The following is a 25,754-nucleotide window of genomic DNA, read 5'->3' on the forward strand; positions in this document are numbered from 1 at the left end:
CAAACACTAACAAACCAAAATGTTATGGATTCAATTCCTGGTTATCTAATTTCTTTTCGTCCCAATCGGAATGTTTTTTCACAGGGATTAGACCCAATCTCCTTCATTGGTTATTTAAAGAAAATAGGGAAAATACAATCGGTAAAAACCATTGCAGATACAATTCCGAATGCATTTGATTTTGATCCAGAATCTTGTTATTTAGGTTTTGAAATTCATTTGGATTCTGATGCTGGTTTAGATGCGGTAAAAAAAGTTTTTAACTTTATCGAAGCTGATTCATTTTTACACATTCTCCCACCAGGTGCAAACATTGAAGATTTAGTTGATCTTTCCTTCCAACTCCCGGAAGAAGAAATCTTACTTGGAAATGTTTGGAGAGAAGTCCAGATACTAACAGATATTAGTCTAATCAATTATTTCGAAGAACTAAAAAAAAGAAAAACGGGGATCAATACCAATTCCCTGAAAAATCCGTCTTCCTCCCCTTCCCCCCCCCTACTGAAGAATTACATGAAGATAAAACCATCTCAAATCAAAAACAAGACCAAAACAAATCAGCAACCATTAAAGTAGATTCGAAACGCATAGATAAATTGATCAATCGTGTTGGTGAACTAGTTGTCTCTTGTGCCAACATGAACCAACTCATTAGTTCTATGGAAGATTCCAACTTACAAGAGTCATCTATGCTTGCCATGCGTCTTTTAAATGAAGTAAGAGAAATTTCTTTAAAACTAAGAATGGTTCCAATTGGGGATACTTTCCAAAAATATGCAAGAACGGTTCGTGACTTGGGAAAAGAACTAGGAAAGGATATTAAACTCATCACCGAAGGAAACGAAACGGAACTCGACCGCAATATCGTTGAGAAGTTAGGTGACCCGCTCACACACTTAGTCAGAAACGCCTGTGACCATGGGTTAGAAACTTCCGAAGAAAGGGAAAAGAAGGGAAAACCGAAACAAGGTACGATTAAACTAAATGCCTTCCATGAAGCAGGAAGTGTAGTAATCGAAATCACAGATGATGGAAATGGAATTCAAAAAGAAAAGGTTTGGCAAAAAGGAATTGATAAAGGCCTTGTGTCCGGACCACTACCCGAATCGGAAGAAGAAATTTTCAAACTTCTTTTCCATCCAGGCCTCTCGACTGCCGCTCAGATCACCAATGTCTCAGGCAGAGGTGTCGGGCTTGATGTTGTTTTACAAAATATTGAATCACTACGTGGTTCCATAACCGTCAAATCCACTCCCAGCCAAGGAAGTCGTTTTATCATTCGGCTCCCACTCACACTTGCCATCATCGATGGATTTTTAGTTGAGGTTGGTAAAAACCAATTCATCATTCCGATGGATATGGTTTTAGAATGCCTACATTTTACCGATGACAACAAAATTGATTCCAATCAATTCTTTGCACTACGAGGAAATCTAATTCCATTTCTTCGTCTTAAAGATTATTACCCATGTGAATCGAGTGGGGAAAACTCAAGAGAAAACATCGTCATTGTTAGAAATGGTGAAAAAAAAGCAGGAATCGTTGTAGAACGACTTCTGGGAGAATACCAAACGGTAATCAAACCAATGGGTTCAGTATTCCGCCATGTAAAAGGTGTTAGTGGGTCAAGTATTCTCGGGGATGGAAATGTGGCTTTGATCATTGACATTCCTTCACTATTTGAAAGAACTATTGCCGTCGAAAACGAAAGATTATATAAATGAAGAGGATGATATGAAAAACATAAAAATAAGCACTAAGCTAATCGGCTTTTTTCTTACAGGTCTAATTTTTGTAATTTGGACTTCAGTTTATTCTTGGGGATTGCTGACAGATGTAAGCCATTCGGAAGAAACAACCCGGATTCATCTGCAAAAAACAGAAAACCTAACATCCATTTGGAACCTAAGTCAATCGATTCAATCCGATCTCTTCTCAGTCCTCCAGTCGCAAGAAGTGGATAAAACCTATGTTGCTAAAATTAAATACGACTTAGAAAAACTAAACTCAGCATGGGAGCAAATTGTTTCTCTTCCTGCCTCCTCAGAAGAATCAAACATCATAAAAACTACAATTGCCCAAAAGGATGATTATTTAAACATAATCAAGTCATACGTAAATGAACCAGACGATCTTACAAAAAAGGAAAATTTAAAATCAAATCTTTCGGAGTATTGGAAGCCTTACTCTAGTTCCATATCCAAATGGAATTCCCAACTCACAAAGGAAAGTATTTCTGACATTTCAAAAGGAATGCTGACGCCAAAGGAAAAACTATTCCCGATTTATATCTCAGGCGTTATCTTTATTCTCATCACCGCTAGCCTACTTTTCCTATTACTCAAACAGGTAGGAAAACCACTAAAGGATGCAATTCAAATCAAAACTGCACTAGATCGAGTATCCACAAATGTAATGATCGCGGATTTAGATTTGAATGTGGTCTACATGAACAAATCAATTCACAATATGTTTGATAAATCGGAATCTGACATTAAATCACAAATTCGTAATTTTTCACTCAAAGGTCTGATGGGAAGTAATATTGACAGTTACCATAAGGATCCAAGCCACCAGCGTCGACTACTCGGTGCGTTTACATCAGAACACAAAACAAGCATCAAAATAGGAAACAGAGAGTTTAATTTAATTGCCAATCCCATCATTACAGATTCAGGAGAACGATTGGGAAGTGTGGTGGAATGGGCGGATGTCACAGAGGCTAATGCGAATGCAAAAGCCATCGAAAGGTCACAAGCAACTATTGAATTCAATATGGATGGAAACATCGTTGCGGCAAATGATAATTTCCTAAACTTAATGAATTACAGTTTGAGTGAAATCAAAGGACAACATCATAGAATTTTTCTTGAATCTCAAGAGGCAAACTCTGAGTCCTATCGCCAATTTTGGGCAGCCCTCAATCGTGGTGAATTTCAAACCGCAGAATACAAGCGGATTGGAAAAAATGGAAAAGAAGTCTGGTTGCAAGCCACATACACACCCATTCTTGATGCCAACGGCAAACCATATAAAGTCATAAAATTTGCCACTGATATTACAGAAAATAAAAAACAAGTCAGAGAGTTTATTGGTCAGATTGAAGCAATTAACAAAGCTCAGGCGACTATTGAATTTAATATGGATGGCACAATCATTACTGCCAATGATATCTTTTTAAAAACAATGGGATATGGATTACAGGAAATTGTTGGCAAACACCACCGAATGTTTGTGGAACCATCCCTTGCCAACTCAGAAGAATATAGACAGTTTTGGGCAACCCTCAATCGAGGTGAATACCAAACGGCAGAATACAGAAGGATTGGAAAAGAAGGAAAAAGTGTTTGGTTGCAAGCTACCTATAATCCAATTCTCGATTTAAACGGAAAACCATATAAGGTTATCAAGTTTGCGACAGATATCACGGACCAGAAAAATCTTGCGATCGAAACCGCACGCATTGTAGATGATCTTGTCGTTGGACTCTCAGCATTAGAAAAAGGTGATCTCACTCAACTGATCACTAGCGAATATGAAGGAGGATTTGCGAAACTTAGAGATTCATTCAATAATACCTCTAAAAAGTTAGTTGATATCATCAACGATGTAAGAACAAACACAGATGCTCTTGTCAACGCTGCAGACGAAGTGGCTTCTACCGCAAGTACACTCTCCCAAGGTGCAAGTGAACAGGCAGCCTCTGTAGAAGAAACATCTGCCTCATTAGAAGAGATGGGTGCCTCCATTGATCAAAATGCTGAAAATGCAAAACAGACGGATACCATTGCGACAAAATCCGCTAGAGACGCAAAACAAGGTGGAGAAGCTGTAAGAAATACTGTTTCGGCAATGAAAGAGATTGCAGACAAAATTTCTATCATTGAAGATATTGCATATCAAACCAACTTACTCGCATTAAATGCCGCAATCGAAGCCGCAAGAGCAGGAGAACATGGAAAAGGCTTTGCTGTTGTAGCATCAGAAGTAAGAAAACTTGCTGAGCGCTCCCAAAAATCAGCAAATGAAATTGGAAGTTTAGCCGGAAGTTCTGTACAAATTGCTGAATCAGCCGGAAAACTAATCGAAGAGATTGTTCCAGCCATCAATAAAACAGCAGACTTAGTTCAAGAAATTACCGCAGCAAGCCAGGAACAATCATCAGGGGTCAATGAAGTCAACAAGGCAATGGGCCAACTAGACCAAGTTTCCCAACAATCGGCAAGTGCTTCGGAAGAATTAGCAGCCATTGCGGAAGAATTGCAAGCCCAAGCAGAGAAACTGCTTTCTTCAATTAGTTTTTTCAAATTGGGAAAACAATCGACCCTCCAATCTGCTTTAGATTCAAAACACTCCAAACCAGTTTCAAAAACTGCCACTCGATTACAAACACCAAACACAAGAAAGGTGGACTCGTCTGGTGACCATGACAAGTTCCAAAAATACTAAAAGATTAAAGTAGGATATCGATATGCAGGAACTTCAATACCTAACTTTTTTAATTTCGGAAGAACTCTTTGGACTGGGAATTTTATATATCAAAGAGATCATTGAATTCGAATCAGTGACCCATGTACCGATGATGCCAGAATATATACCTGGTGTGATTAACCTGAGGGGCAACGTGGTTCCCGTGATAGATCTCAATATGAGGTTTTACAGAAGAAAAACAGAAACCAACCGTAAAACTTGCATTATCATTACGGAAATCAAATTGGAAAATGAAATCATTGATGTTGGTTTACTCGTGGATGCTGTCAACGAAGTGGTTGATATCACCCCAGAATCCATTGAAGAGCCACCTAGTTTCGGTTCAAAAATCCGTTTGGATTTTATCCAAGGCCTAGGAAAATTAGAAAATAAATTTGTCATTATTCTAAAAGTAAACCAAATTCTGGAGCTTTCTGAGTTACAATCCATCCAAGAATCATCGTCAAATGTTGCGTGATGGATTCTCCGAATGCAGTAACTGATCGGTTCTTAAACCCTGGAGAAATTTTCTTCGGTGGACCAGACTTTCGAGTGAGAACCTTACTTGGCTCTTGTGTTTCTATCGTCTTATGGCATCCCGACAAACACATCGGAGGAATGTGTCATTACCTGCTTCCAAGCCCAACAGACCATCACTTAGAGAGAACTCATAAATATGGAACGGATGCTATTTTATTTTTTTTGACAGAAATAAAAAAACACCAATCAAAACCGAATGAATTCTTTGCGAAAATCTTCGGAGGATCCAATATGTTTTTACATGAAGAAAAGGAAATACTGAAAGACAATTCAGCTTCAAATGTAGGAGCACGAAATGCGGAATTCGCAAAAAAGGTTTTAAAGGAAAATGAAATTAAAATCATTTCCGAAGACACCGGTGGAACCTTATCCAGAAAAATATATTTTACAGTCTGGGATGGGGAGGTTTGGGTAGAGAAAAAATAAGTTTATGAAAAAAATCAAGGTGTTTGTAGTCGATGATTCAGCGGTCGTAAGACAAGTATTAACCGAAATTTTTAAATCGGATCCAACCTTCGAATTTCTGGGAAGTGCGTCCGATCCTATTTTCGCATTAGACAAAATGAACAATCACTGGCCCGATGTAATCGTGTTAGACATCGAAATGCCAAGAATGGATGGTCTGTCATTTCTAAAAAAAATTATGACAGAAAGGCCCACTCCCGTTGTCATTTGTTCCACTTTAACGACAGAAGGTTCCGATACAGCTATGATTGCCATGACCCTCGGTGCCTGCGAAATCATCACAAAACCCAAAATTGGATTAAAAGATTTTTTACATGAATCAACAATCGAACTAACCGATGCAGTAATTGCAGCCGCTTCCGTATCGTTAAAAGCTCTACCCAATCCAGCCGATAGAAAGGAATTTTCTATCAAAACGGAAAAAAAACAAGATATCTCTCAATTGCAAGCCACGGAAAAAATCGTCGCCATAGGAACTTCCACTGGAGGTACGATAGCGCTGGAAGAAGTTCTCACCAAACTCGCAAGAGACAAAACACCGGGTATTGTGGTTGTCCAACATATGCCGGAAAAGTTCACAGAAACTTTTGCCAAACGATTGGATTCTATTTGTGATATTAGTGTTCGAGAAGCAAAAGATGGAGATCGAGTTGTGAGAGGACTTGCACTCATAGCACCAGGGAACCGCCATATGACAGTTCGGCGATCTGGAGCTCAATACTTTGTAGAAGTGGCAGATGGACCTCTAGTGAATCGACACAAACCATCGGTGGATGTATTATTTCGTTCTGTCGCAAGACAAGCGGGACAAAATTCCAAAGGTATCATCATGACAGGAATGGGTGATGATGGAGCCTCGGGACTTCTTGAGATGAAAGAAGCTGGCGCCGATACGATAGCTCAAAATGAAGAAACATCTGTTGTATTTGGTATGCCAAAAGAGGCAATCAAGAGAGGAGGAGTGAATCACATCCTCCCCCTCACTGAAATTTACAAAACAATTTTGGGTTACGGCTAGTTAACCGAGGCCTAATTCCTTTGTTACTTTTACTTTTCTAGACCGAATTTCTTCAGGAGATTCTTCCTTTAGAATTTCATCCGGTTTGATTTTAAAGATGGGTTGTGCTTTTGTCACAATCTTTCCGTCTGAATCCACCATTAAGTTTTTCACAATGGTTCCACTTACAGGTGCCAAAATCTTGTTAAACATCTTCATCACTTCAATGATAAAGAGAGGTTGTCCGGCTTGGAAATGATCCCCTTCATTAATCAGCATAGGAAGATTAGGAGCTTCTTTTGAGTAGAACATTCCACCCATTGGAGCCACAATTTCATCCCCAGACATTTTTGGCGGAGGGTTTAGTGTTTTGATAAACGCATCCCTTGTATCTTTGTTTTTGAATTCATCTGGCACTACCCCATCCAAATCCGCATTCACATCCAAACCAAAGAAATTGGATTTGATTCCGATTTTTGGAAGGAGAAGAAGTGTTTCTAGACCAGCTTGAAATCCGTTATGGCTTGCCACTGAAGCATTCCAAAGATCTTCCGATAAAGACTTAGATGGATTTTTACCTTTTGCAAGTGCTTCAGATAACTCTTTCCAAGAACTAAGCCCCGTTCGATTCGATAGTTCGGAATAGAAAGCTTTTGCTTCATTGAGTAAACTTGCATCATGATCCCAAATCTTTTCAGAACTTGGTTTTTGTTCAGATGTATCTAAATTCAAATAGTAATACAATGAATCCAAAAATTGAATTGGGTTTTCATTGAAGGTTACATTGTTACCGCTGCGAGTCCAAAGTTTTCCATCAAAGTATCCAAGAAATCCTCCGAGAAGGTGTGGATTTGCAAGAAGTCGTTCTAGAGGGCGAATGACAAGAGTCATCTTTTTGTTTAGAATTTTCTTTAGATCAGCATCAGCAGCTTTAGTTTTTTCTGACCAAAGATATTCCAAATCCAAATCGTTAATGACCGATTGCAAAGCACCAATTCCGGCCAAATAAGAAATCATAAACGCAGTGGATGGTTTGAACATTGCATCCTTACCCAAAATCCATTGGATGAGTCCATAATGAACAAGTAAGTTGGTTTCGAGATTCTGTCCTCTAAGCTCTGTTTTACGAAGAATGTTTCCTAAAATTTCAAGGTTTTCTGTTCTTGAGTTACCATAAGAAACAAGTAGAGCCACGTTCGAATCATATGCTCCTGCTAGGTTGTAATGAACAAACGCACCAGTGTCCGGGTTACGAGTACAAATTCCTTGATCATCACGAATTTCTTCTGGAAGCGCATTTGACCAATTTTGGATGATCCCACCTGCGTGAGGTTGGAGAGCACGGTTTGTCGCATTGATCCGAACTTCTGCACCAGATACGTTCCTAACGATTCGTTCCGGTTTCGGAACCCTTGGACCATGGATCGAAAGAACCGCCATTGCTTCCACAAGAGAGTCAATGTAGAAAAAATCATTTGGATCGTTTGGATTGGTGAACTTCATTTTATACACCATCTCTGTGACACGGTGTTCCACCTGAATCCTTGTGTTTACTTCCATAAAGAAGAAACTATTTCCTTCCACGATACACTCAAAAGTGGAAACAGAATTCAAACGAATGGCTTTTCCAAACACTTCTGCCTGGTGTTCCATATCTTTTAAAGTTTGTACATCTTTGTCAAGAATGGCAGCTTTTTTAGCATTGGAGGAACGAACTAAATCTGCTTCTTTTTGTAATAACTCAACTGTTTGAGAAATTTCCAAAAGTTTTTGTTCATGCATCTGCAAAGAACAATCACGACCTCCAAGGGACAAAGACCATTCCCCGTTTCCTATGAGTTGGATTTCGTTGTGGCGAGTGTTTTCAATATTAAGTTCAATTAGAAAGTTTCTGTTGGAACCAACGGCCGTAACTTTAGATTCCGCAAGAATTTCCATCACAGCCGCATCAATTTCAGATTTTTCGCTGATGACACGTTGTCCCTTTCCACCACCACCGCCGATGTATTTGAATCGGATTCGTTTGCCAGGATACTTTTTCCAAATGTCTTCACAAAGGATGGAAGACTCTTTTTGTAAGTCTGGGATGGAAGTGATGTCTATGGTTTTTTCATAAGAAAGTTGGAGTAAGTCTTCCGCATTGTCTTCCAATGCTTTGGAGTCATTATAAGAAAAGTTTAAGTTATTTTCCTTTGCGACTTTCAAAAGTCCATCTTTGGAATTTCCAGTTTTACGAAGTAAAGCGAGGGCAGTTATGTTATCAACACCTGGAGTGACAGAAACATTCAAACTTCTTGCAAGTTTCTTTGCTTCGTCTTTCGCACCGGCACCTTTTGCCACATGGGAGCTTGGTCCCATAAACGTGATCCCTGCTTTTTCAATGGCCTCAATGAATTCGGCATCCTCTGCCATAAATCCGTAACCAGCAAAGATATGAGTGTATCCATTGTCTTTTGTGATTCCAATGATTTGGCGAATGCGTTGTTCTTTCTCTTCTTTACCCGCTCCCATATAATCAGGAACGCGGTGAATGTTTTCTGGGAATCGAAAGTTACGAAGCTCAGGTGCCAGTGCCTTTGGATAAACGATGGAATCCTTTTCAGAAAGTAAAATCCCGTATTCTTTCACACCGATTGCATCAAAAACATCCATAGTTTCTTTTCGAACGGGTCCACGGCAAACGATGAGGCATTTGATCGATTCTACAGTAAAGGAACGAATCCATGCAGATTCGGATTCTTGGAACTGAATGCGTTTTAAATTCTTATCTAACATGGAAATTATTCAAACTCCCTTTGAGGACCGGACATTTCCGCCGGTTTGTATTTTGACATTAGGAAATTCAAGTTTTTCGATAATACGTTTCTTGTATAACCTGGTAAGATGATGGAGGAAACCGAACCCAGAGAAAGAGCTTCTTTGGGGTTCATGAGTTCTTTTTCGTATCGTTGTCCGATTTCGAAAAGTTTAGCATCGCGAGCCGCGGCGGCTTCTTTTTCACTCATTCCCTTTTTCACATTCGCCAAAAATTCTTTTTGAATTCCTGTGATTTCATCTTTGTAAACATACTCTTTTCCTGCAGGACCCATAACCGCAATCCTTGCAGTCGGAAGTGCAAACACCATCGAAGCTCCCGTAAAATAAGAGTTAAATGTTGCATACGCTCCACCAAAAGCATTACGAATGATGAGGGTAAGTCTTGGAGTTCTAAGATCGATGATAGAATCGAGTAGTTTTCTACCTTCTAAAACAATCCCATTGTGTTCTTGGTCGCGTCCTGGTAAAAAACCTGTTGTATCTTCCACAAACACCATGGGGATGTTGTATAAGTTACAGAATCTTACGAAACGAGTTCCTTTGCGAGAGGCTCCAATATCAATCTGTCCCGATGATACAGCTGAGTTATTGGCAAGAAAACCAACCACATGACCGCCGATACGACCGAAAGCTGTTACAATGTTTCTTGCTCTTTGTGGTTGTAATTCAAAGAACTCACCATGATCACAGATTTGTTGTAAATAAAGTGTGATATCAAACGGAGTGTTCATCCCTGTTGGGGAATTAAAAGTTTTTCTGAATAGAATGTCTTCTTCGTAAATGAACCTGTCTACAGGATCCGAAGTTGGATAAAACGGCGCAAAACTATGGTTATTGTCTGGTAAATAGGAAAGAAGACGAATGGCAGTTCGTAGCGAACCTAATTCATCACCTGTAACAAGATCAACTACTCCTGATTGGCCATGAACTTTTGGTCCACCCAAATCCTCAGCGGAAATATCTTCACCCAACACGGACTTAACCACACCAGGTCCTGTTAGACCAAAGAAGGTTCCATCACATTGGATCATAAAAGATCCTTGGCGTGGGAGGTATGCTCCACCACCGGCATTGAAACCAAACATTAACATAACGGAAGGAACTACACCGCTGATCTTCCGGAGGGCGGTAAAGGCTTCCGAATAACCATCTAGTCCACCCACTCCTGCAGGCACGTATGCACCTGCAGAATCGTTCATCCCGATGAGGGGGATCCCATGGGTTCCCGCCATTTGGATGAGACGAGCGAGTTTGCTCCCGTTCGTGGCATCCATAGAACCAGCACGAAGGGTGAAATCGTGTCCGTAGACCGCCACATCCCGACCTTTGATATTTAAAATTCCGGTAACAATTGAAGCTCCATCTAAGTTGGGGCCCCAGTTTTGGTAGGTGATATTTGGTTCTTCGTCAGTAAGGACTTTGATTCTCTCCCAAACCGTCATACGGTTTTTGGAGTGTTGGACGCGGATTCGATCTTCTCCGCCCCCAAGGATGGGTTTCTCAATGAGTTCCTTTCCTAGTTTGAGAGCATCATCATAAATTCCGGTTTGGGTTTCCGGAGCCTTGGCTTCTTTGAACGGGTTGTTTAGGGAATACTGCTTGGTTTCCATAAGTTTTTTTCCAATGTTTTGTTTAGGATCACTTAGAAAAGTGATTTTTACTTCAGAGCAGAGTCTAAATCAGGATAAATTGTAAATAGCTGCTGCATTCCGATGATATCGAATACTTTTTCAACTGCGGGTTGAAGACCACAGATAGAAATACTGATTTTTTGTTCTTGGCAAAGGCGAAGTGTTGTGACGAGCAACCGAAGTCCCGCAGAAGAGATAAAGGGAACGTCACTCAAATTGAAAACAACTGGTTTTCTTGCGGCACTCACGAGAGCCATCAAATCCTTTTCAATTTTATGTGTGTTGTGTACATCCAAATTGCCTTGGACGTGAACAACTACCTTGTCTCCCACTTCTTCCGAATGGATTCCAATTTTATCTTCGTTCATACGATCGTTTTCTCCAAATAGGTTATGTTTTGTTTCCCGTTAAAGTCATAGGACACTTTGTCCATCAGAGTCTCCATCAGATAAACGCCAAATCCACCCTTCCGTTCGCCTTTTAAATTGGCTTCCACGGATGGTTTAGGAACTTTTTTTCTATCGAAGGGTTTTCCTTCGTCAATGAGTACAACTTTTAGATTGTCGCCAAGGAGTTCCAACTTACATTCGAAACTAGGATGAGTTAGTTCCGTATTCTTGTAACTATGCATGACTATATTGGTCGCTGCTTCATCCAAAGATATCAGAATATCGTCGAAAGCAAAAGGTTTTGTGATTTTACCCTCTAAATGTTCAGAAATAAAATCTCGTAAGTGAGGGATTTCATCTGGATGGGCAGGAAAAACTTTCGAAATTTCGAAGCTAGACACTTCTGCAAATTTTAAGATCATCACAGTAAAGTCATCGTATTGTTCTTCCGACCGCGAAAACTTTCGAATGTCACCGTAAACAGCCTCAACGATATCTTGAGACGAATCGTGCCTTCGTTGGATGATAAATTCTACAAATCGATCCAAACCATATTCTTCTTCATCGGGGTTTTTCTCCTCAATGGCACCATCGGTATAAAAAACCAAAATATCACCCGGTTCAATTTGGATCTCGCCTCCCTGGTAATTGGTTTGAGGGACCACACCGAGAGGTGCACCCTTTCCTTTTAGAAGTTCAAAACTTCCATCACTACGAATCCAAATTTGATCATTGTGTCCGGCTGAGGCAAATTTCAATGTTCGAGTGCGTCTTTGGTAATTGACTAAAAATAAAGTCACAAACATGCCCGACTGGGAATCCTCATAAATTAATTGGTTTGCGCGAAACAAAAGTTCAGAAGGAGAAAGATCCGTGGTCCGGGAAAGTGTTCGAATGATGGAACTAGACATAGCCATAAAAATAGCGGCAGGTAAACTTTTTCCTGAAACGTCAGCAACTAAAAATGAAAACTGGTCATCTCCAAAAGAATGGAAATCATAAAAATCACCTGACACTTCTTTGGCGGCAACAGACATCACTCCCAAATCAAAAAGTGGGGATTGAATGAGTGAATTGGGAAGAATGTTATTTTGAATTTTTCTTGTAATTTCGATTTCTTTTTCGATCGATTTTTTGGTAATGATTTCCTGATTCAAACGAAGGTTTTCATAGGCCTTTGCCAAAGGAGAAGACAGTGTTTTTAACATCCGAAGGTCTGTTTCGTTAAAGGAATGAGCCGATTGTTTTCCACTGACATAAAGTGCCGCACGTAAGTTTCCCCCTCGTGGGGCAATTGGCAAAATCAAAAAGTTTTTCTTTAAGGTATAAAATTCTAATTCTAAAAATGATTCCTCTAATTGTGGAGATACCACAGCCATTCGAGGATTTCCTGATTCCATAAGGCTAAGGAAAAGGCGGCTTTCCTGCATCGGGAAAAAAGACTCCCGGACAATGCCAAGTTGTCTAGCATACACTTGGATTCGGTTTTTATTTTTTTCCTCAATGATGACCATACCCGCATCTTCGCATGACAATTCTTTGGTGAGAATACTCAGAGTTTTGGACATAAGTCCAAGTTCATCATGCGATTCTAGTACGGCTTGTCCCAAATCGAAAATGGATTCAAGTGTGCTTAATTTTTGTTTGAGTTCGAGGTTTGTGACATTCAGGTTATCGAGAAGTCTTGTTTTTTGGATGGCAACGGCACAAGCACTGGAAAAAGACAAAAATGTATCAATATCATCCTGACTAAAATTATTTCTGTCAATAGTATTGATCGCTTCAATGACTCCGATCACTTCGTCTCCCACAATGAGTGGACTTGCTAAAATATTTCTGGTAATAAAATTAGAGGCTTTGTCTACATCCCGAAAGACACGGTTGTCATTTTGTGCATCATTAATGATCATGGGTTGTTTGGTAACAGCAACCGTTCCCGCTATCCCTTGACCCACCGGTACCTTGATTTTCGATACCTCTTCTCTTTTTTCACCAGTTACTGTATGAAAAACAAGATATTCCTTTTTATCATCTAATAATAACAAGGAGCTGGCTTCCGTTCGAAATACTAATTTTGCGGATTCCATCACCATCACAAGAACTTGTTCCAAATCCACGCTGGTATTAATAAGAACAGAAACACGAATGATCTCTTCTAAAAAATATTGAAGGCGATTGTTATTGTTATGAATATTGGCGTTATCGATCAAAAGAAGAATGGAAGTAGTAAGAGAATTAAAAAACTCTGGTTCTGCTTCCGAAAGGACTGTATCTTTTAAAAGCGCATTTAAATTGGCGCTAAAATAGTTGATTAAGTCCAAATCTTGTTCGGAAAAATTTTGGAAATGTTTGATTCCCTCTAGCACCAAAACTCCTAGTGCTAAGTCCCCTATCTCATCCCCCACATAACAGGCAATATATGAATCCGCAACGGGGCCGTCCGAATCTTTTAAGTGAGATCCTTTTTTAACCAGAATACTTTTTTTGGTTTTAAAAACATGTTTTGCAATGGAACCCGCACTAGATTTATCACTAACCACTCCAAACCGACTGAGGTTTCCCCTTTGGTTTTTAAAATAAAATGCTGCTGATTTCGCCGAGACGAGTCGTTTCGCTTGACCCAGAATAAAATGATACAGGTCATCCAGTTCGGTAGAGGAGGAGAGATAGAATCCGCCTTCTTCATTTTTTCGGATGATCGGCGGAAGAGAGCTTGGTTTCAATTGTTTAATCTTTGTTAAATTTTAATGATTCTTCTCTTAATTTTCGATTGGCATCTTCCAAAGACTTAATTTTGTCAAAGGCAGACATTAGTTCGTCCCGACTGAGATTGGAAACCATCGAACTGGCCTGCACCGTTTCCTTTGCCTCTCTAAGCTCCATCCGAGAATAATCGATGATTTGTTCGTACATACGAATGATTTCATCGGCATTGGCTAATTCTTGTTCGTTTAATCTGAGAACTTTTTCGTAGCCTTTGATGATATCCGATTGGATTTTCAATTTTTTAGTCAGTTCTTCTACCGTATCTTGTCCCATAGCATCTCTGGTTCCTTAGCCATTTTAGGATTCTGTTGACAGACAAACGCAGTCACCCACCTTGGATTAGCACAAGGGGACGTAGCTCAGTTGGGAGAGCGTTTGAATGGCATTCAAAAGGTCGGGGGTTCGATTCCCCTCGTCTCCAAAATCCCTCCCGGAATTTCACTGTTCAAAGCCTCCCCTGTCAAATTCTTTTTCATTTGGATAGGAGATCACTTGATCAATCAGTGACCTTTTTCAATCTATTCCATATTAGATTATGGCTGTTAGAAAAATCCTCAAGATTGGCAATCCCTTACTCCGTCAAACGAGCGAAGACGTAACTGAATCAGAAATCCAAACCAAGGATTTTAAAAAACTGATTCGAGATATGTTTGAAACGATGCGTCATGCAGAAGGTGTAGGCCTTGCTGCCCCCCAAATTGGTGTCATGAAAAAGTTGGTTGTTGTAGGCCAGGATGATGACAATGGAAGGTATCCTGGTACTCCAGAAGTTCCTAACCAAATCATTTTAAATCCAGAGATCACTCCACTCTCTCCACCAGGGGAAGGTTTTTGGGAAGGTTGTTTATCTGTTCCTGGAATGCGTGGGTTTGTAGAAAGACCAGATAAAATTCGAATGAAATGGCGTGATGAAAATTTTGTAGAACACGAAGAAATCATTACTGGTTATCGAGCCATCGTATTACAACATGAGTGCGATCACTTGTTCGGAGTTCTTTATGTAGATCGCCTCAAAAGTACGAAGTTATTCGGTTATAACGAAGACATTGATACTGCAGGTAAATTGTTAGATTAATTAGTTTGTTTCTCCTAAAGGAGTTTTATGGGCACATCCATCGTTCAGTATTTTCTTTCAAAGAGTTTATTCGTAAACCTACTTACCTTTTTGATTATTCTTGTCGGTGGATTTACAGCTGCCACAATGAATCGCGAAGCATTTCCCAATATCAACTTTGATATTGTTAGTGTTACAACGGTTTATCCTGGTGCAGCACCAGCCGATGTAGAAAAATTAGTCACAAAACCATTAGAAGATGCGATCAAAGAAGTAGATGGAATCAAAGAATTCCGCTCAGCTTCTTTAGAAAACAGATCTGGAATCATCATTACCATTGACCCAAATACAAAAAACACACAAAAGGTAGTCGATGATTTAAAGTCTGCCATTGATCGAATCCAAGATCTACCGGAAGATGTGGATGATCCCATCGTCACAGAAATTACAACAGCAAGACAACCTGTAATCGAAATCCATTTATCTTCTACATCAAAAAACGGTAAACCTCTGTTAAATGCAAAGGAACTTAGAGACCAGGCAAAAATTTTAGAAGAAAAATTAAAAGACCTCCCTTCTGTTGCAAGGATAACCAAACGAGGTTGGCGAGAACGGGAAATGAAAGTGGACCTAGATCCAGACAAACTGAGAGCTCTGTCTCTTTCATCCACTCATGTAATCAATGCCCTCCGACTACGAAACATCAACTTCCCCGGCGGTAATATCAACGAAAGAACAAGAGAAATCATCGTTCGCACTGTAGGAGAATTTGATACAGCCGAAGAAATTGAAAATGTATTTGTTCGCTCAAACGATGCCGGACGTTCTGTACGAATTCGTGATGTCGCTCGTGTCACTGAAGGTTTTGAAGACTCGGAATATTTGGACAAATCCAATGGTGATATTGCCATTGCTCTTACCGTTATCAAAAGAGAAAAAGCAGATGCCATCACAGTTGTTGACGACTCAAAACAAGTTGTAGAAGAATTCATAAAGTCCACAGGCGGAACCGTCAAACATGCCTTTGTAAATGATTTATCTAAATACATTCGAAGACGCCTTGGGGTTTTAACTTCTAACGCCGTATCTGGACTATTTCTCGTGACAGCATCTTTATTTGTCTTTCTCGGTTGGAGAATGGCTCTGATGACTGCGCTCGGAATTCCTATCTCCATCGCAATGACCTTTGTTGCTATGAATTATATGGGATTAACTTTAAATTTAATCTCGATGATGGGTCTTATCATTGTTGTGGGGATTTTGGTGGATGATGCCATCATCATTTGTGAGAACGTTTACCGCCATTTGGAAATGGGAGAAGAACCATTTGAAGCAGCGATGCGCGGAACAAGCGAAGTACTCGCACCCGTTACTGCCACAGTCACAACAACGATTGCAGCATTCGGACCAATGTTATTCATGACGGGGATTTTTGGAAAGTTTATCCACTCCATTCCCCTAGTTGTGATTTTATCTCTATGTAGTTCCCTTTTTGAAGCCTTCTTTATGTTGCCTTCTCACTTATACGATGTTAGTAAAGCAAGTGATATGAAAGGAGAAGTCAAAGAAGAATCCCACTGGTTTGTGAAGTTCAAAGAAAGAACCTATTTACCTCTCTTAAGTTTTGCACTAAAAAACCGTTGGAAGATGGTAGGACTCCTTATGGGGTTATTTGTTTTTTCGATTGCGATCCAAGTAAAATTCGGAAAATTCAAATTGTTTCCTGGAGCAATTGAAACCTTCCAAGTCAGAGTCACTGCAGAAACTGGATTAAAACTAGAAGAAACAGACAGATTCATTCGTGTCATTGAAGATGCAGTAGGGAAACTACCGGAAGGAGAAGTAGAAAATTATATTTCAAGAGTGGGTATCATCCAAAAAGATCCCAATGATCCTTTCACCAAACGGGGAAAAAATTATGCGCAAGTGATGGTGTATTTAACCCCAGATGACAAAAGAGAAAGATCAACTGAAAAGATCATCGAAGTCGTTCGCCAAAACACCAAATTCATGTTAAATGAGAAGGCCCTACAGCTATTAGAAGAAAAACTAGCAAAAGAAAATCTAGGCAAAAAAGATGAAGAACCAATTCAAATTTCAGAAACCCCAAAAGAATTTCTTCCATTAAAAGGAAAACTTGTTAACCTAGAATTTGAAAAACTAGCTGGTGGACCTCCTGTGGGAAAACCTGTTGCCATTGAAATCAAAGGAGATGACTTTGCTACTTTACTCAAAATTGGTGCTGAATACAAAGCAGCCCTTGCAAAAATCAATGGAGTCACAGATATTGGGGATGATTTTAACGAAGGGAAAGATGAAATCCGAGTATCGGTAGATGAAACACTAGCTTCCTTTGCTGGTGTGAGTGTTCAATCGGTTTCACTTGCTATTAATACTGCCTTACAAGGGACAGTTTCCACAAAAATCAAACGTGCTGATGAAGAAGTAGATGTTCGAGTTCGTTTTCCGGAAGAATACCGTTCTTCCCTTACACACCTAAACAAAGTCTATGTCAATAACCTAACAGGCAACTTAATTCCAGTCTCAAGGCTGACAAGTTATGACAGAAATCCGGGACGTGCTTCCATCAACCATTTAGACGGCAAACGACTGTTAACCGTAACATCCAATATTGATGAGACTATTTCTACATCAAGACAGGTCAATTTAGAGGCAAAAAAACTGACTGAAGGAATCATAACAAAATACCCCGGATATTCAGTTCGATTTTCAGGAGAAAACAAGGATACAGAAGAATCAATGGCATCTCTCGGGAGAGCTTTCCTTGTGGGTCTTCTCATCATCTATATGATCCTTGCCTCACTTTTCCGGTCCTTGGCCCAACCACTCATCGTTATGAGTGCCATTCCTTTTGCCGTCATTGGGGTGATTTTTGCTTTTTTACTCCATGGGCAACCATTTTCCTTCCTCGCCTTTCTTGGAATCATTGGACTTGCGGGGGTGGTCGTCAATGACTCCATTGTCCTTGTGGATTGCGCAAACCAATTACGATTGGAAAACCCAAACAAATCCACTTTTGAGTTATTAGTGGAAGCAGGCAGCATTCGACTAAGGGCAGTTATGCTAACAACAGTTACAACAGTTCTCGGTCTTCTCCCTACAGCTTATGGAATCGGAGGAAAAGACCCATTCCTTGTTCCTATGGCTTTGGCATTTGGATGGGGACTTGCTTTTGCTACCTTTATCACACTCATTATGGTGCCGGTATTTTATCTCAACCTTTATACGTTTAAGGATTGGGCCGTGGCAAAATTCCAATCAAGACAATCGAGAAAGAAAGGATTGGCTTAAGAGAAAGACTATTCAATGGTTTACTGCAATTTGATTGAATTCTCAGCAGTAAACCGAAGAATCTAGTTTATGAAAAACTAATTTGAAAACTGCAAAATTTAGAAACTAACTGTGCTTTAGGAAAATACTTTCTTAGAATTTAATCCTTCTTATCATTTAAAACTTCAGAAAGAGTCACAAACTTATATCCTTTTTCCTTCATTCGTTCAATGAAGGTAGGAAGGATATAAATCAATTTATCAAATTTTCTTGGCCCACCTAAATGCATAAGGATGATGGCACCGTTCATACCATTCGGATCTGCTTTTTCCCAGTTGTCTAAAAAAGTTAAGGTTTCCTCACCTGTTTTGTAATGAGGATTACGAACCACTTCCTTTTTCCCTTTGGTTGTTTTTTTATATAGAAATTGTTTGCTGATATAATCTGGTAAATCCAAAGAACCTTTTGAATTATTGGACCACATAATATGGTCGGTATAACCAAGACTTGCATGAGCATCCAAAATCAATTGGCTAAGGGCTCCATAAGGAAGACGATAGTATTTCTTTAAATCCTGTTTGGTGAGTGAATAGAAAGTATCTTCCACGCGTTTTAACTCTTCTGCCATACGAGGGAGATCCAAAACTGATTTGGATAAATACTCAAGAACCAATCTCTTTTTTAATGAGGTTTCTGTTACAGATCTTTGGTAATTAAAATGGGACCAAGTGTGGTTTCCAAATTCCACCGATCCTGTTTTTGCCATTTTTTTAATATAATCCAGATTATTCCGAATAAAAAAAGAACCATTGATGTCAGATGGTCTTTCATTCGAAAGAAAGAGAGTCACTTTGATTTTATGATCTTTGATATAATTGTATAAAACGGGAAGTTCCTCTCCAGTTGCTAAATCAAAGGTAAGAGCAATTTCTTTTTGAGATTCATTCCCCCGTAGGATATTTCGGCCTTTCGAATTTTGGCTTACTTCTTTTAAAAACTGAATGTTCTCCTCGACTTGTTTTGCAAGTTCCGTATCCGGTTCCGTGTCCCCCGCCAGCGCATATTCTTCACGAAGCTGCTCTTGGTACATAAGAGAAAATAGAGATTGTTCCAGTTCCCTTAGATTCTTTTCTTTTTCTTTTACTTCCGTTTCAAGTTTGGTAACACTGAGGCTTAAATACAGTAAATACCCACAAAGAACAAGGACAGTGACTCCGACAAAAGCCAGAGCAGAGATAAGGGCAAACTTTCGGAGTTTTTTTGCAAACAGCCTGTCTTTCTCGATGTCCTGGGAAAGTTCATGAACAATATCTTGAATTTCCTTTTCTTCGTTTGTCGGATCGAGGGACATGAGGGTGCTTAGTTTTCCTTATTCTCTAATATCGGATTTTGACCTGTCGTTCTAAAACAGACAGGAATTCCTTAAGTCTTTATCTTCAAAAATTTTCCTTTCTTTCCCTGGCGGATCAAATATTCTTTTCCCTTTTCTAAAACAAGGGATGGATCAGTGATTTTTTCTTCATCCAAATACAACCCGCCGGCCTGAACGAGTCTCCGCCCTTCCGAAACACTGGGAATGAATTTCAATTGCGAAAGTACATAAACAAGAAGTGGTGGTTTTTCAGAAAAATAACTGGCATCCAAAGTTTCTGTGGGAATCTCATCAGGTAAGGCTCTATTTTTTGTATTGTGAATGGCGGTCCACTCTTCCACTGCTTTTCGGTTTTCCTCTTCTGGATGGAGTTGGTCCATCACAAGGAGAGCCAGTTCCGTTTTGACTTCTTTCGGATGGAGGGTTTTCGAACGAATTCCTTCCTTTCTTTTTTCCATTTCCGTAACAGGAAGGTCAGTCAGTAACTCAAAATAATTCCACATGAGGTCATCGGAGATCGACATGATTTTCCCATACATGTCAATGGGTTTCTCTGTGACACCAACATAGTTTCCGAGAGACTTGGACATTTTTTTTACTCCATCAAGTCCTACAAGTAGAGGTAGGGTAATGACAGATTGTGGTTTTTGTCCGTATTCTCTTTGTAAGTCGCGACCGACTAACATATTAAACTTTTGATCCGTTCCACCAAGTTCCACATCTGCTCTCATCGCAACCGAGTCATACCCTTGGACAAGCGGGTATAAAAATTCAATCATAGAGATAGGAGTTCCTGCTTTGTGACGTTTGGTGAAATCGTCTCTTTCTAACATTCTAGAAACAGTATATTTCGATGTTAAAACCAAAACATCTTCAAACTTCATTTCCGAACACCAATGAGAATTATAAACGATTTTCGTTTTTTTGGGATCTAAAACTTTAAAAACTTGGTTTTGGTAGGTCTTCGAATTTTCCAATACCTCTTCTTTCGAAAGACGTTTTCTTGTTTCTGATTTTCCAGTTGGGTCACCAATCATAGCGGTAAAATCACCGAGCATAAAACAAACTTCATGTCCTAGATCTTGAAAATGCTTCAATTTCCGTAATAAAACAAAATGTCCCAAATGTAAATCGGGAGCTGTGGGATCAAACCCCGCTTTGATGGTAAGGGAAGGTTTGGATTTGATCTTTTCTAAAAGCTCTGCCTCACTGATAATCTCAACAGTTCCGCGGCGTATGGTATCTAATTCTTGGTTCAATTCTCTTTCAGTTTTCATAACAAATTCAAAAATTTTCGATGGTCGAAATGGTGACTTTTGACAATACTAACCGTAGAATCTCTATAGGCAACCACCAAAGTACGTAAAAACCCTTATGAATCATTTAGATGAAAGAAAACAAACACTAAAACAATTAGAAGCAACGGACTACGATGTCTTAGTATTGGGTGGAGGAGCCACTGGATCCGGGACAGCACTCGACGCTACCTTACGCGGCTACAAGGTAGCCCTTTTAGAAAAACAAGATTTTTCAGCAGGAACCAGTTCTCGTTCAACAAAACTCATACACGGGGGAGTACGTTACTTAGCCCAATTCCATTTTAAACTCATCTACGAAGCATTGTCAGAAAGAAAAAGGCTTCTTTTCAATGCACCTCATCTGGTGAAACCACTTCAGTTTGTTTTGCCTACCTATGTTTGGTGGGAAAAACCATTTTATTCCATCGGACTCACGATGTATGATCTCCTTGCAGGAAGATCCATAGTTCCCGGACATGAAAGGATTTCAAAAGCAACTGCGATTGATTATTTTGCCTCCATCAAAAAAGAAAAACTGAAAGGTGGAATTTCTTACTACGATGCCCAGTTCAATGATTCTAGACTCAATGTCACAACGGTAAGAGCGGCCAAAGAAAATGGTGCTGACGTCCTTTCACGAATTGAAGTCATTTCCTTCTTAAAAGATAATAATGGAAAAATCATAGGTGTCACAGCCAAAGACTTAATCACCAAAAAGAAAATTAATATCAAAGCAAAGGTTGTTGCCAATACCACTGGAGTTTGGATTGATTCTCTTCGCAAACTGGATGATCCAAAAGTAGAAAATGTATTAGCTCCCAGCCAAGGAATCCATCTCGTCTTCGATAAAGGAAAGTTGCCTTGCCGCACAGCAATGATCATTCCAAAAACTGCCGATGGTAGAGTGGTTTTTGTAATTCCTTGGGAAGGAAAAGTCCTTCTCGGAACGACAGACACCCCAATTCAAAAAATTGATGAAGAACCTCTCCCTCTTCAATCCGAAGTGGAATTTTTATTAAAGACCGGAAATGATTATTTAGATACCAAACTAACGAAAGCAGATATTGAATCCGTATTTTCAGGTCTCCGTCCTCTCATTTCCACAGGAGATAAAAAAGATACAAAGTCAATCTCGCGTGAAGAAGCCATTCTCGTTTCTGATTCTGGCCTTGTCACTATGTCAGGTGGAAAATGGTCTACCTTTCGGAAAATGGCGGAGGACCTCACTGATAAACTTATCTCTGTCGGAAACCTTCCGGCTAAGATGAATTGTGTTACCGCTAGTTTCGCTTTTCCCGGTGCAGATGGATATTCCAAACATTTGGTGGCAAAAATCCAAACCATGTATGATCTTTCGTACGAAACTGCCGTTCGTTTGGTGGATGCCTTTGGAGGCGAAGTGCCTTTGATTTTAGGTAAAAATCCAAAAGAGATCAAAAAAGGAACCGGATACTTTGTCGAAGAAATCAAACATTTTGTAAAAAAGGAATTTGCACTATCTGTTACCGATGTCCTTTCCAGAAGGTGGCGAGTTGTATTTTTGAATTTAAAACTTGCAGAATCATTGGCCGTTCCAGTGGCGAACGCTCTTGCAAAAGAACTTGGTTGGAAGGATACAGAAAAAAAATCTTCTTTGAATGAACTTCTCGGTCATATCAAAGACTTAAAGAAAACAATCGCCTAACAAAAAAAACATGATTGGATGAATGATTCATCCAATCTACTTTGGTTTAGGTAATTCGTAGTGATAAAAAGTTCTTCCTGATTCCTTTTCTTTTAGCACTAACAGAAAATGCGTTTTGGGATTAAACACTTCAGAGAATCGAGTTCCTAGTTTGGTTTTGAAATTTTCATAATCTTCATCCCCCACCTCAGCACGTTTGAAAATCCAAGATATGTTTCGTTCGATACCACCCCCATCGAAGTAACTTAGATTTAATTCTAGTCCCTCTTCCGAAGACTGAAGGATGGTATAAGTTCCCACAATGGAAGGTAAAAATCCTAAAGGGTCACCTTCCCCATACATCTCTGAAAAACTAAAGGTTTGGTCGGCCTTAAAAAAAACAGGGAGGATGGTACCTTGGTCATAAAAAGAAATGGTTCCTTTTTCATTGGCCAAAACCAATTGTTTGAATCCAGCAAAATGCCTTTCAGCCTTACCAAATTGTTCAATGGTTCTTTTGATTTTGTCAAAGGAGACCCACGGATAGAATAAAAATTTGTCATTTTGGATTTCTCCAAACTGAACCTCGGAAATACAAACACGTCCTGTGGATCCCAAACCATAGGTTTCCAAAATTTCCAAACGAATCACATTCCCTTGGAATTTGGAATCCAAATCCAAAACTTGAAATCCAGATTTTCCAAACTTGGGTTTTCCGATTTCTAAATCCATTGTAGAACCAATTTTCATCTTTGATTTTTGGTCATTGGTTTCCATCGTAAAGGATGAGAGGCGAAGTTTTTTAATGGAATCATTTGTTTTTAATTCATTAGCCGATTTATGATATCCATTTAGTATCCGTAAGGCGGAAAATTGAGAATAGGAATTTAGATAGAGAGTAAATCCAGAACCGAACTCTTTAGCGTTCGCACAAAATGCGGTGGAAATTTTATCATCCAAAGCAAACTCGGGACTGAATCGCCATGGTTCTTCAGGATTCATTTGTCCAACACTTTGGGTATGGCCAAAATCCAATTGTTTTTCGGAGGTATGGCAACTAAAAAAAAGAGAAAACAGGAATAAAAGAAATCCAAGCTGAATCAAATTCATACCAGAAAAAAAAACATGATGTGACACTCGAGTCTTACGAAAAAAAAAGAGATCCATGGAATTTAAAAACCATGAATCTCTTCGAAAGACCAATCAAGCGAAAAACAAATTTGTTTAATCGATATAGTCTTTGAGTTTTTTCGAACGACTTGGGTGACGAAGACGACGAAGAGCTTTTGCTTCAATTTGACGAATCCGCTCTCGAGTTACCTTAAATTGGTATCCAACTTCTTCGAGAGTTTGTGCATACCCATCATCCAATCCAAACCGCATCCGAATGACCTTCTGTTCCCGAGCTGGAAGTGTTTGCAAAACCTGGCGGATTTGTTCCGAAAGAATGGAAGAGGCCGCTGAGTTCAGGGGAGAGATTACTTCCTTGTCTTCAATAAAATCACCTAGTTCAGAATCTTCTTCTGATCCCACAGGAATCTCGAGAGAGATTGGCTCTCTTGCTACGTTCTTCACTGCTTTTACTTTTTGCACAGGCCAACCAAGTCGTTCAGCGATTTCATCATTGGAAGGATCACGACCAAATTCTTGTACGAAAAGACGTGTTTCGCGGATCACTTTATTCACTTGTTCGATCATGTGAACTGGAACACGGATGGTTCGTGCCTGGTCAGAGATCGCACGTGTGATGGCTTGTCTGATCCACCAAGTGGCGTAAGTAGAAAACTTATAACCTTTTTTGTATTCGAACTTATCAACAGCACGAATGAGACCAATGTTTCCTTCTTGGATCAAATCAAAAAAATGCATTCCGCGATTGGCGTATCGTTTTGCAATGGAAACCACCAAACGAAGGTTTGCTCGCACAAGTTCTCGTTTTGCTTGTGCAATTTCTCTTTCCCCTTTGATGATTTTTTCGCCCCAGTCTTTGATTTCGCCAACAGGAGAACCCGCTTCTTGTTCCATACGGCGGAGTTTTCTTTCATTGTTGCGAATGTCTTTGATGACTTCTCTAACTTCATCAATGTCACATCCCATCATCTTTTCGATTTCATCTAGGTTTTCATTTTTTTCGATGAAGCGGTTGAGGGCTTTGATTTCACGAACATCATGTCCGTATTTGGCTTTGATTTTAAGGAAATGTTTTTCAATTTCCTTAACTCGGAATACCATCGATTTGATCTTTTGAGAGATCTTTTGGATTTCTTTCTGAGAAACACCAATTTTGCGAATGGCTTCGTCAATTTTACCAGTTGATAAATCAATTTTTTCTTTGAGTTCTTTGAACTTCTTTGAATTTTCAGAATATTTACGAATACGATTTTGAGATTCGTTTAGAACTTTTTCATCCTGTTGGATGAGTTCCATGTTTTCAAAAAATACTTTCTCTAATTTGTCCGCTTGCTCTTGGTTGAGAGCGTACATTTTGTCCACTTTTACCAAGTCATAAACTTTGATTTTTTTGGACTTTATTTTTGGGATTAGTTTTGCAAAGTTTTGGCGTAATATGGAAGAACTAAGGATTGTTTCTTCGATGATCTTTTCACCTTTCTCAATCCGTTTTGCAAGGAACACTTCGGTCTCCCCAGAGATAAGGGATACTTTACCAATTTCTTTTAAATAAAGGCGAATCGGATCTTCGGAACTAGAAGAAACACTAGACTCTCTTTTTTTACGGGCAGGTTTCTCTTTTGTTTCCTTAGTAGTTTCTTCTTTTGTTGTCGTGAGGGAACTAGATTCTTCCAAAGACTTTTTGGAATACTCTTCTACAATTTCAATCCCCATCTCGTGTAACAAAGTAAAGACATCATCAATTTTTTCGGAATTTAAGATTTTATCCGGAAGTATTTCATTAATTTCATCATAAGATACCTCTCGATTTGCTTTTCCGATCGAGATGATCTTTTGTACTTCTGGTAGGCTTGCTAGATTTTCCATTCTA

General features: G+C 39.4%; 16 protein-coding genes, 1 tRNA gene and 2 pseudogenes. 10 read left to right on the plus strand and 9 right to left on the minus strand.

Features of this window, described 5'->3' with window-relative positions:
- The first annotated feature begins 24 nt into the window (after positions 1-24).
- From CLV96_RS19930 to CLV96_RS03105, 6 genes and pseudogenes are all read left to right on the plus strand, one after another.
- Positions 25-1,724: pseudogene (locus CLV96_RS19930) on the plus strand (chemotaxis protein CheA).
- A gap of 808 nt (positions 1,725-2,532) precedes the next feature.
- Positions 2,533-3,075: pseudogene (locus tag CLV96_RS20175) on the plus strand (PAS domain-containing protein); the annotation flags it as partial.
- A 54-nt stretch (positions 3,076-3,129) separates the two neighbouring features.
- Complete coding sequence (locus CLV96_RS20140; protein WP_476737634.1) at positions 3,130-4,449, plus strand: methyl-accepting chemotaxis protein; 1,320 nt, start codon at positions 3,130-3,132, stop codon at positions 4,447-4,449.
- A 22-nt stretch (positions 4,450-4,471) separates the two neighbouring features.
- A complete protein-coding gene (locus CLV96_RS03095) occupies positions 4,472-4,948 on the plus strand; it encodes a chemotaxis protein CheW (RefSeq protein WP_004788627.1) in 477 nt (158 codons plus the stop codon).
- Positions 4,948-5,436: a chemotaxis protein CheD gene (locus CLV96_RS03100; RefSeq protein ID WP_004788371.1), complete on the plus strand. Its 489-nt coding sequence runs from the start codon at positions 4,948-4,950 to the stop codon at positions 5,434-5,436. The genes CLV96_RS03095 and CLV96_RS03100 overlap by 1 nt, the downstream gene beginning before the upstream one ends.
- A gap of 4 nt (positions 5,437-5,440) precedes the next feature.
- Complete coding sequence (locus tag CLV96_RS03105; RefSeq protein ID WP_004788969.1) at positions 5,441-6,493, plus strand: protein-glutamate methylesterase/protein-glutamine glutaminase; 1,053 nt, start codon at positions 5,441-5,443, stop codon at positions 6,491-6,493.
- Here the strand turns inward: CLV96_RS03105 and CLV96_RS03110 are convergent, their stop codons facing one another.
- From CLV96_RS03110 to CLV96_RS03130, 5 genes are read right to left on the minus strand one after another with little or no spacing between them, the layout of a single operon-like run.
- The gene (locus CLV96_RS03110) at positions 6,494-9,247 is read right to left on the minus strand and encodes an ATP-binding protein (protein ID WP_004788449.1); all 2,754 of its coding nucleotides are present in this window, start codon (positions 9,245-9,247) and stop codon (positions 6,494-6,496) included.
- A 5-nt stretch (positions 9,248-9,252) separates the two neighbouring features.
- Entirely contained in the window at positions 9,253-10,899 is a 1,647-nt protein-coding gene (locus CLV96_RS03115; RefSeq protein WP_004788304.1) for an acyl-CoA carboxylase subunit beta, read from the minus strand.
- A gap of 47 nt (positions 10,900-10,946) precedes the next feature.
- On the minus strand, positions 10,947-11,288 hold the full coding sequence (locus CLV96_RS03120; RefSeq protein WP_004788898.1) for an STAS domain-containing protein: 342 nt from the start codon (positions 11,286-11,288) through the stop codon (positions 10,947-10,949).
- Positions 11,285-14,032: a SpoIIE family protein phosphatase gene (locus tag CLV96_RS03125; RefSeq protein ID WP_004789210.1), complete on the minus strand. Its 2,748-nt coding sequence runs from the start codon at positions 14,030-14,032 to the stop codon at positions 11,285-11,287. Before CLV96_RS03125 ends, CLV96_RS03120 begins: the two co-directional genes overlap by 4 nt.
- Before the next feature lie 4 nt (positions 14,033-14,036).
- Positions 14,037-14,348: a hypothetical protein gene (locus CLV96_RS03130; RefSeq protein ID WP_004788640.1), complete on the minus strand. Its 312-nt coding sequence runs from the start codon at positions 14,346-14,348 to the stop codon at positions 14,037-14,039.
- Between the two features lie 75 nt (positions 14,349-14,423).
- Here CLV96_RS03130 and CLV96_RS03135 point away from each other — a divergent pair.
- The 3 genes from CLV96_RS03135 (at position 14,424) to CLV96_RS03145 (ending at position 18,441) form a co-directional block, all read left to right on the plus strand.
- Positions 14,424-14,496, plus strand: a tRNA-Ala gene (locus CLV96_RS03135).
- Positions 14,497-14,610: 114 nt separating this feature from the next.
- Entirely contained in the window at positions 14,611-15,150 is a 540-nt protein-coding gene (gene def / locus CLV96_RS03140; RefSeq protein WP_004788577.1) for a peptide deformylase, read from the plus strand.
- Between the two features lie 27 nt (positions 15,151-15,177).
- Positions 15,178-18,441 (plus strand): efflux RND transporter permease subunit, encoded by a 3,264-nt coding sequence (locus CLV96_RS03145; protein ID WP_004788844.1) that lies wholly within the window; start codon positions 15,178-15,180, stop codon positions 18,439-18,441.
- A 139-nt stretch (positions 18,442-18,580) separates the two neighbouring features.
- Here CLV96_RS03145 and CLV96_RS03150 read toward each other — a convergent pair whose 3' ends face one another.
- The gene (locus tag CLV96_RS03150) at positions 18,581-19,771 is read right to left on the minus strand and encodes a polysaccharide deacetylase family protein (RefSeq protein ID WP_004788696.1); all 1,191 of its coding nucleotides are present in this window, start codon (positions 19,769-19,771) and stop codon (positions 18,581-18,583) included.
- 71 nt (positions 19,772-19,842) lie between these two features.
- The gene (tyrS, locus tag CLV96_RS03155) at positions 19,843-21,069 is read right to left on the minus strand and encodes a tyrosine--tRNA ligase (RefSeq protein WP_004788962.1); all 1,227 of its coding nucleotides are present in this window, start codon (positions 21,067-21,069) and stop codon (positions 19,843-19,845) included.
- Between the two features lie 97 nt (positions 21,070-21,166).
- Between tyrS and CLV96_RS03160 the strand changes: the two genes are divergently transcribed.
- Positions 21,167-22,774 carry a glycerol-3-phosphate dehydrogenase/oxidase gene (locus CLV96_RS03160; RefSeq protein ID WP_004788933.1) on the plus strand — a complete coding sequence of 536 codons (1,608 nt, stop codon included), beginning with the start codon at positions 21,167-21,169 and terminating at the stop codon, positions 22,772-22,774.
- Positions 22,775-22,810: 36 nt separating this feature from the next.
- Here the strand turns inward: CLV96_RS03160 and CLV96_RS03165 are convergent, their stop codons facing one another.
- Both CLV96_RS03165 and rpoD read right to left on the minus strand, forming a co-directional pair.
- Positions 22,811-23,863 carry an NADase-type glycan-binding domain-containing protein gene (locus tag CLV96_RS03165; protein ID WP_085985992.1) on the minus strand — a complete coding sequence of 351 codons (1,053 nt, stop codon included), beginning with the start codon at positions 23,861-23,863 and terminating at the stop codon, positions 22,811-22,813.
- A gap of 114 nt (positions 23,864-23,977) precedes the next feature.
- On the minus strand, positions 23,978-25,750 hold the full coding sequence (rpoD, locus tag CLV96_RS03170) for an RNA polymerase sigma factor RpoD (protein ID WP_004788359.1): 1,773 nt from the start codon (positions 25,748-25,750) through the stop codon (positions 23,978-23,980).
- Between the last annotated feature and the right edge of the window lie 4 nt (positions 25,751-25,754).

Origin of the sequence: Leptospira meyeri, from assembly GCF_004368965.1 — a bacterium.
GTDB lineage: Bacteria > Spirochaetota > Leptospiria > Leptospirales > Leptospiraceae > Leptospira_A > Leptospira_A meyeri.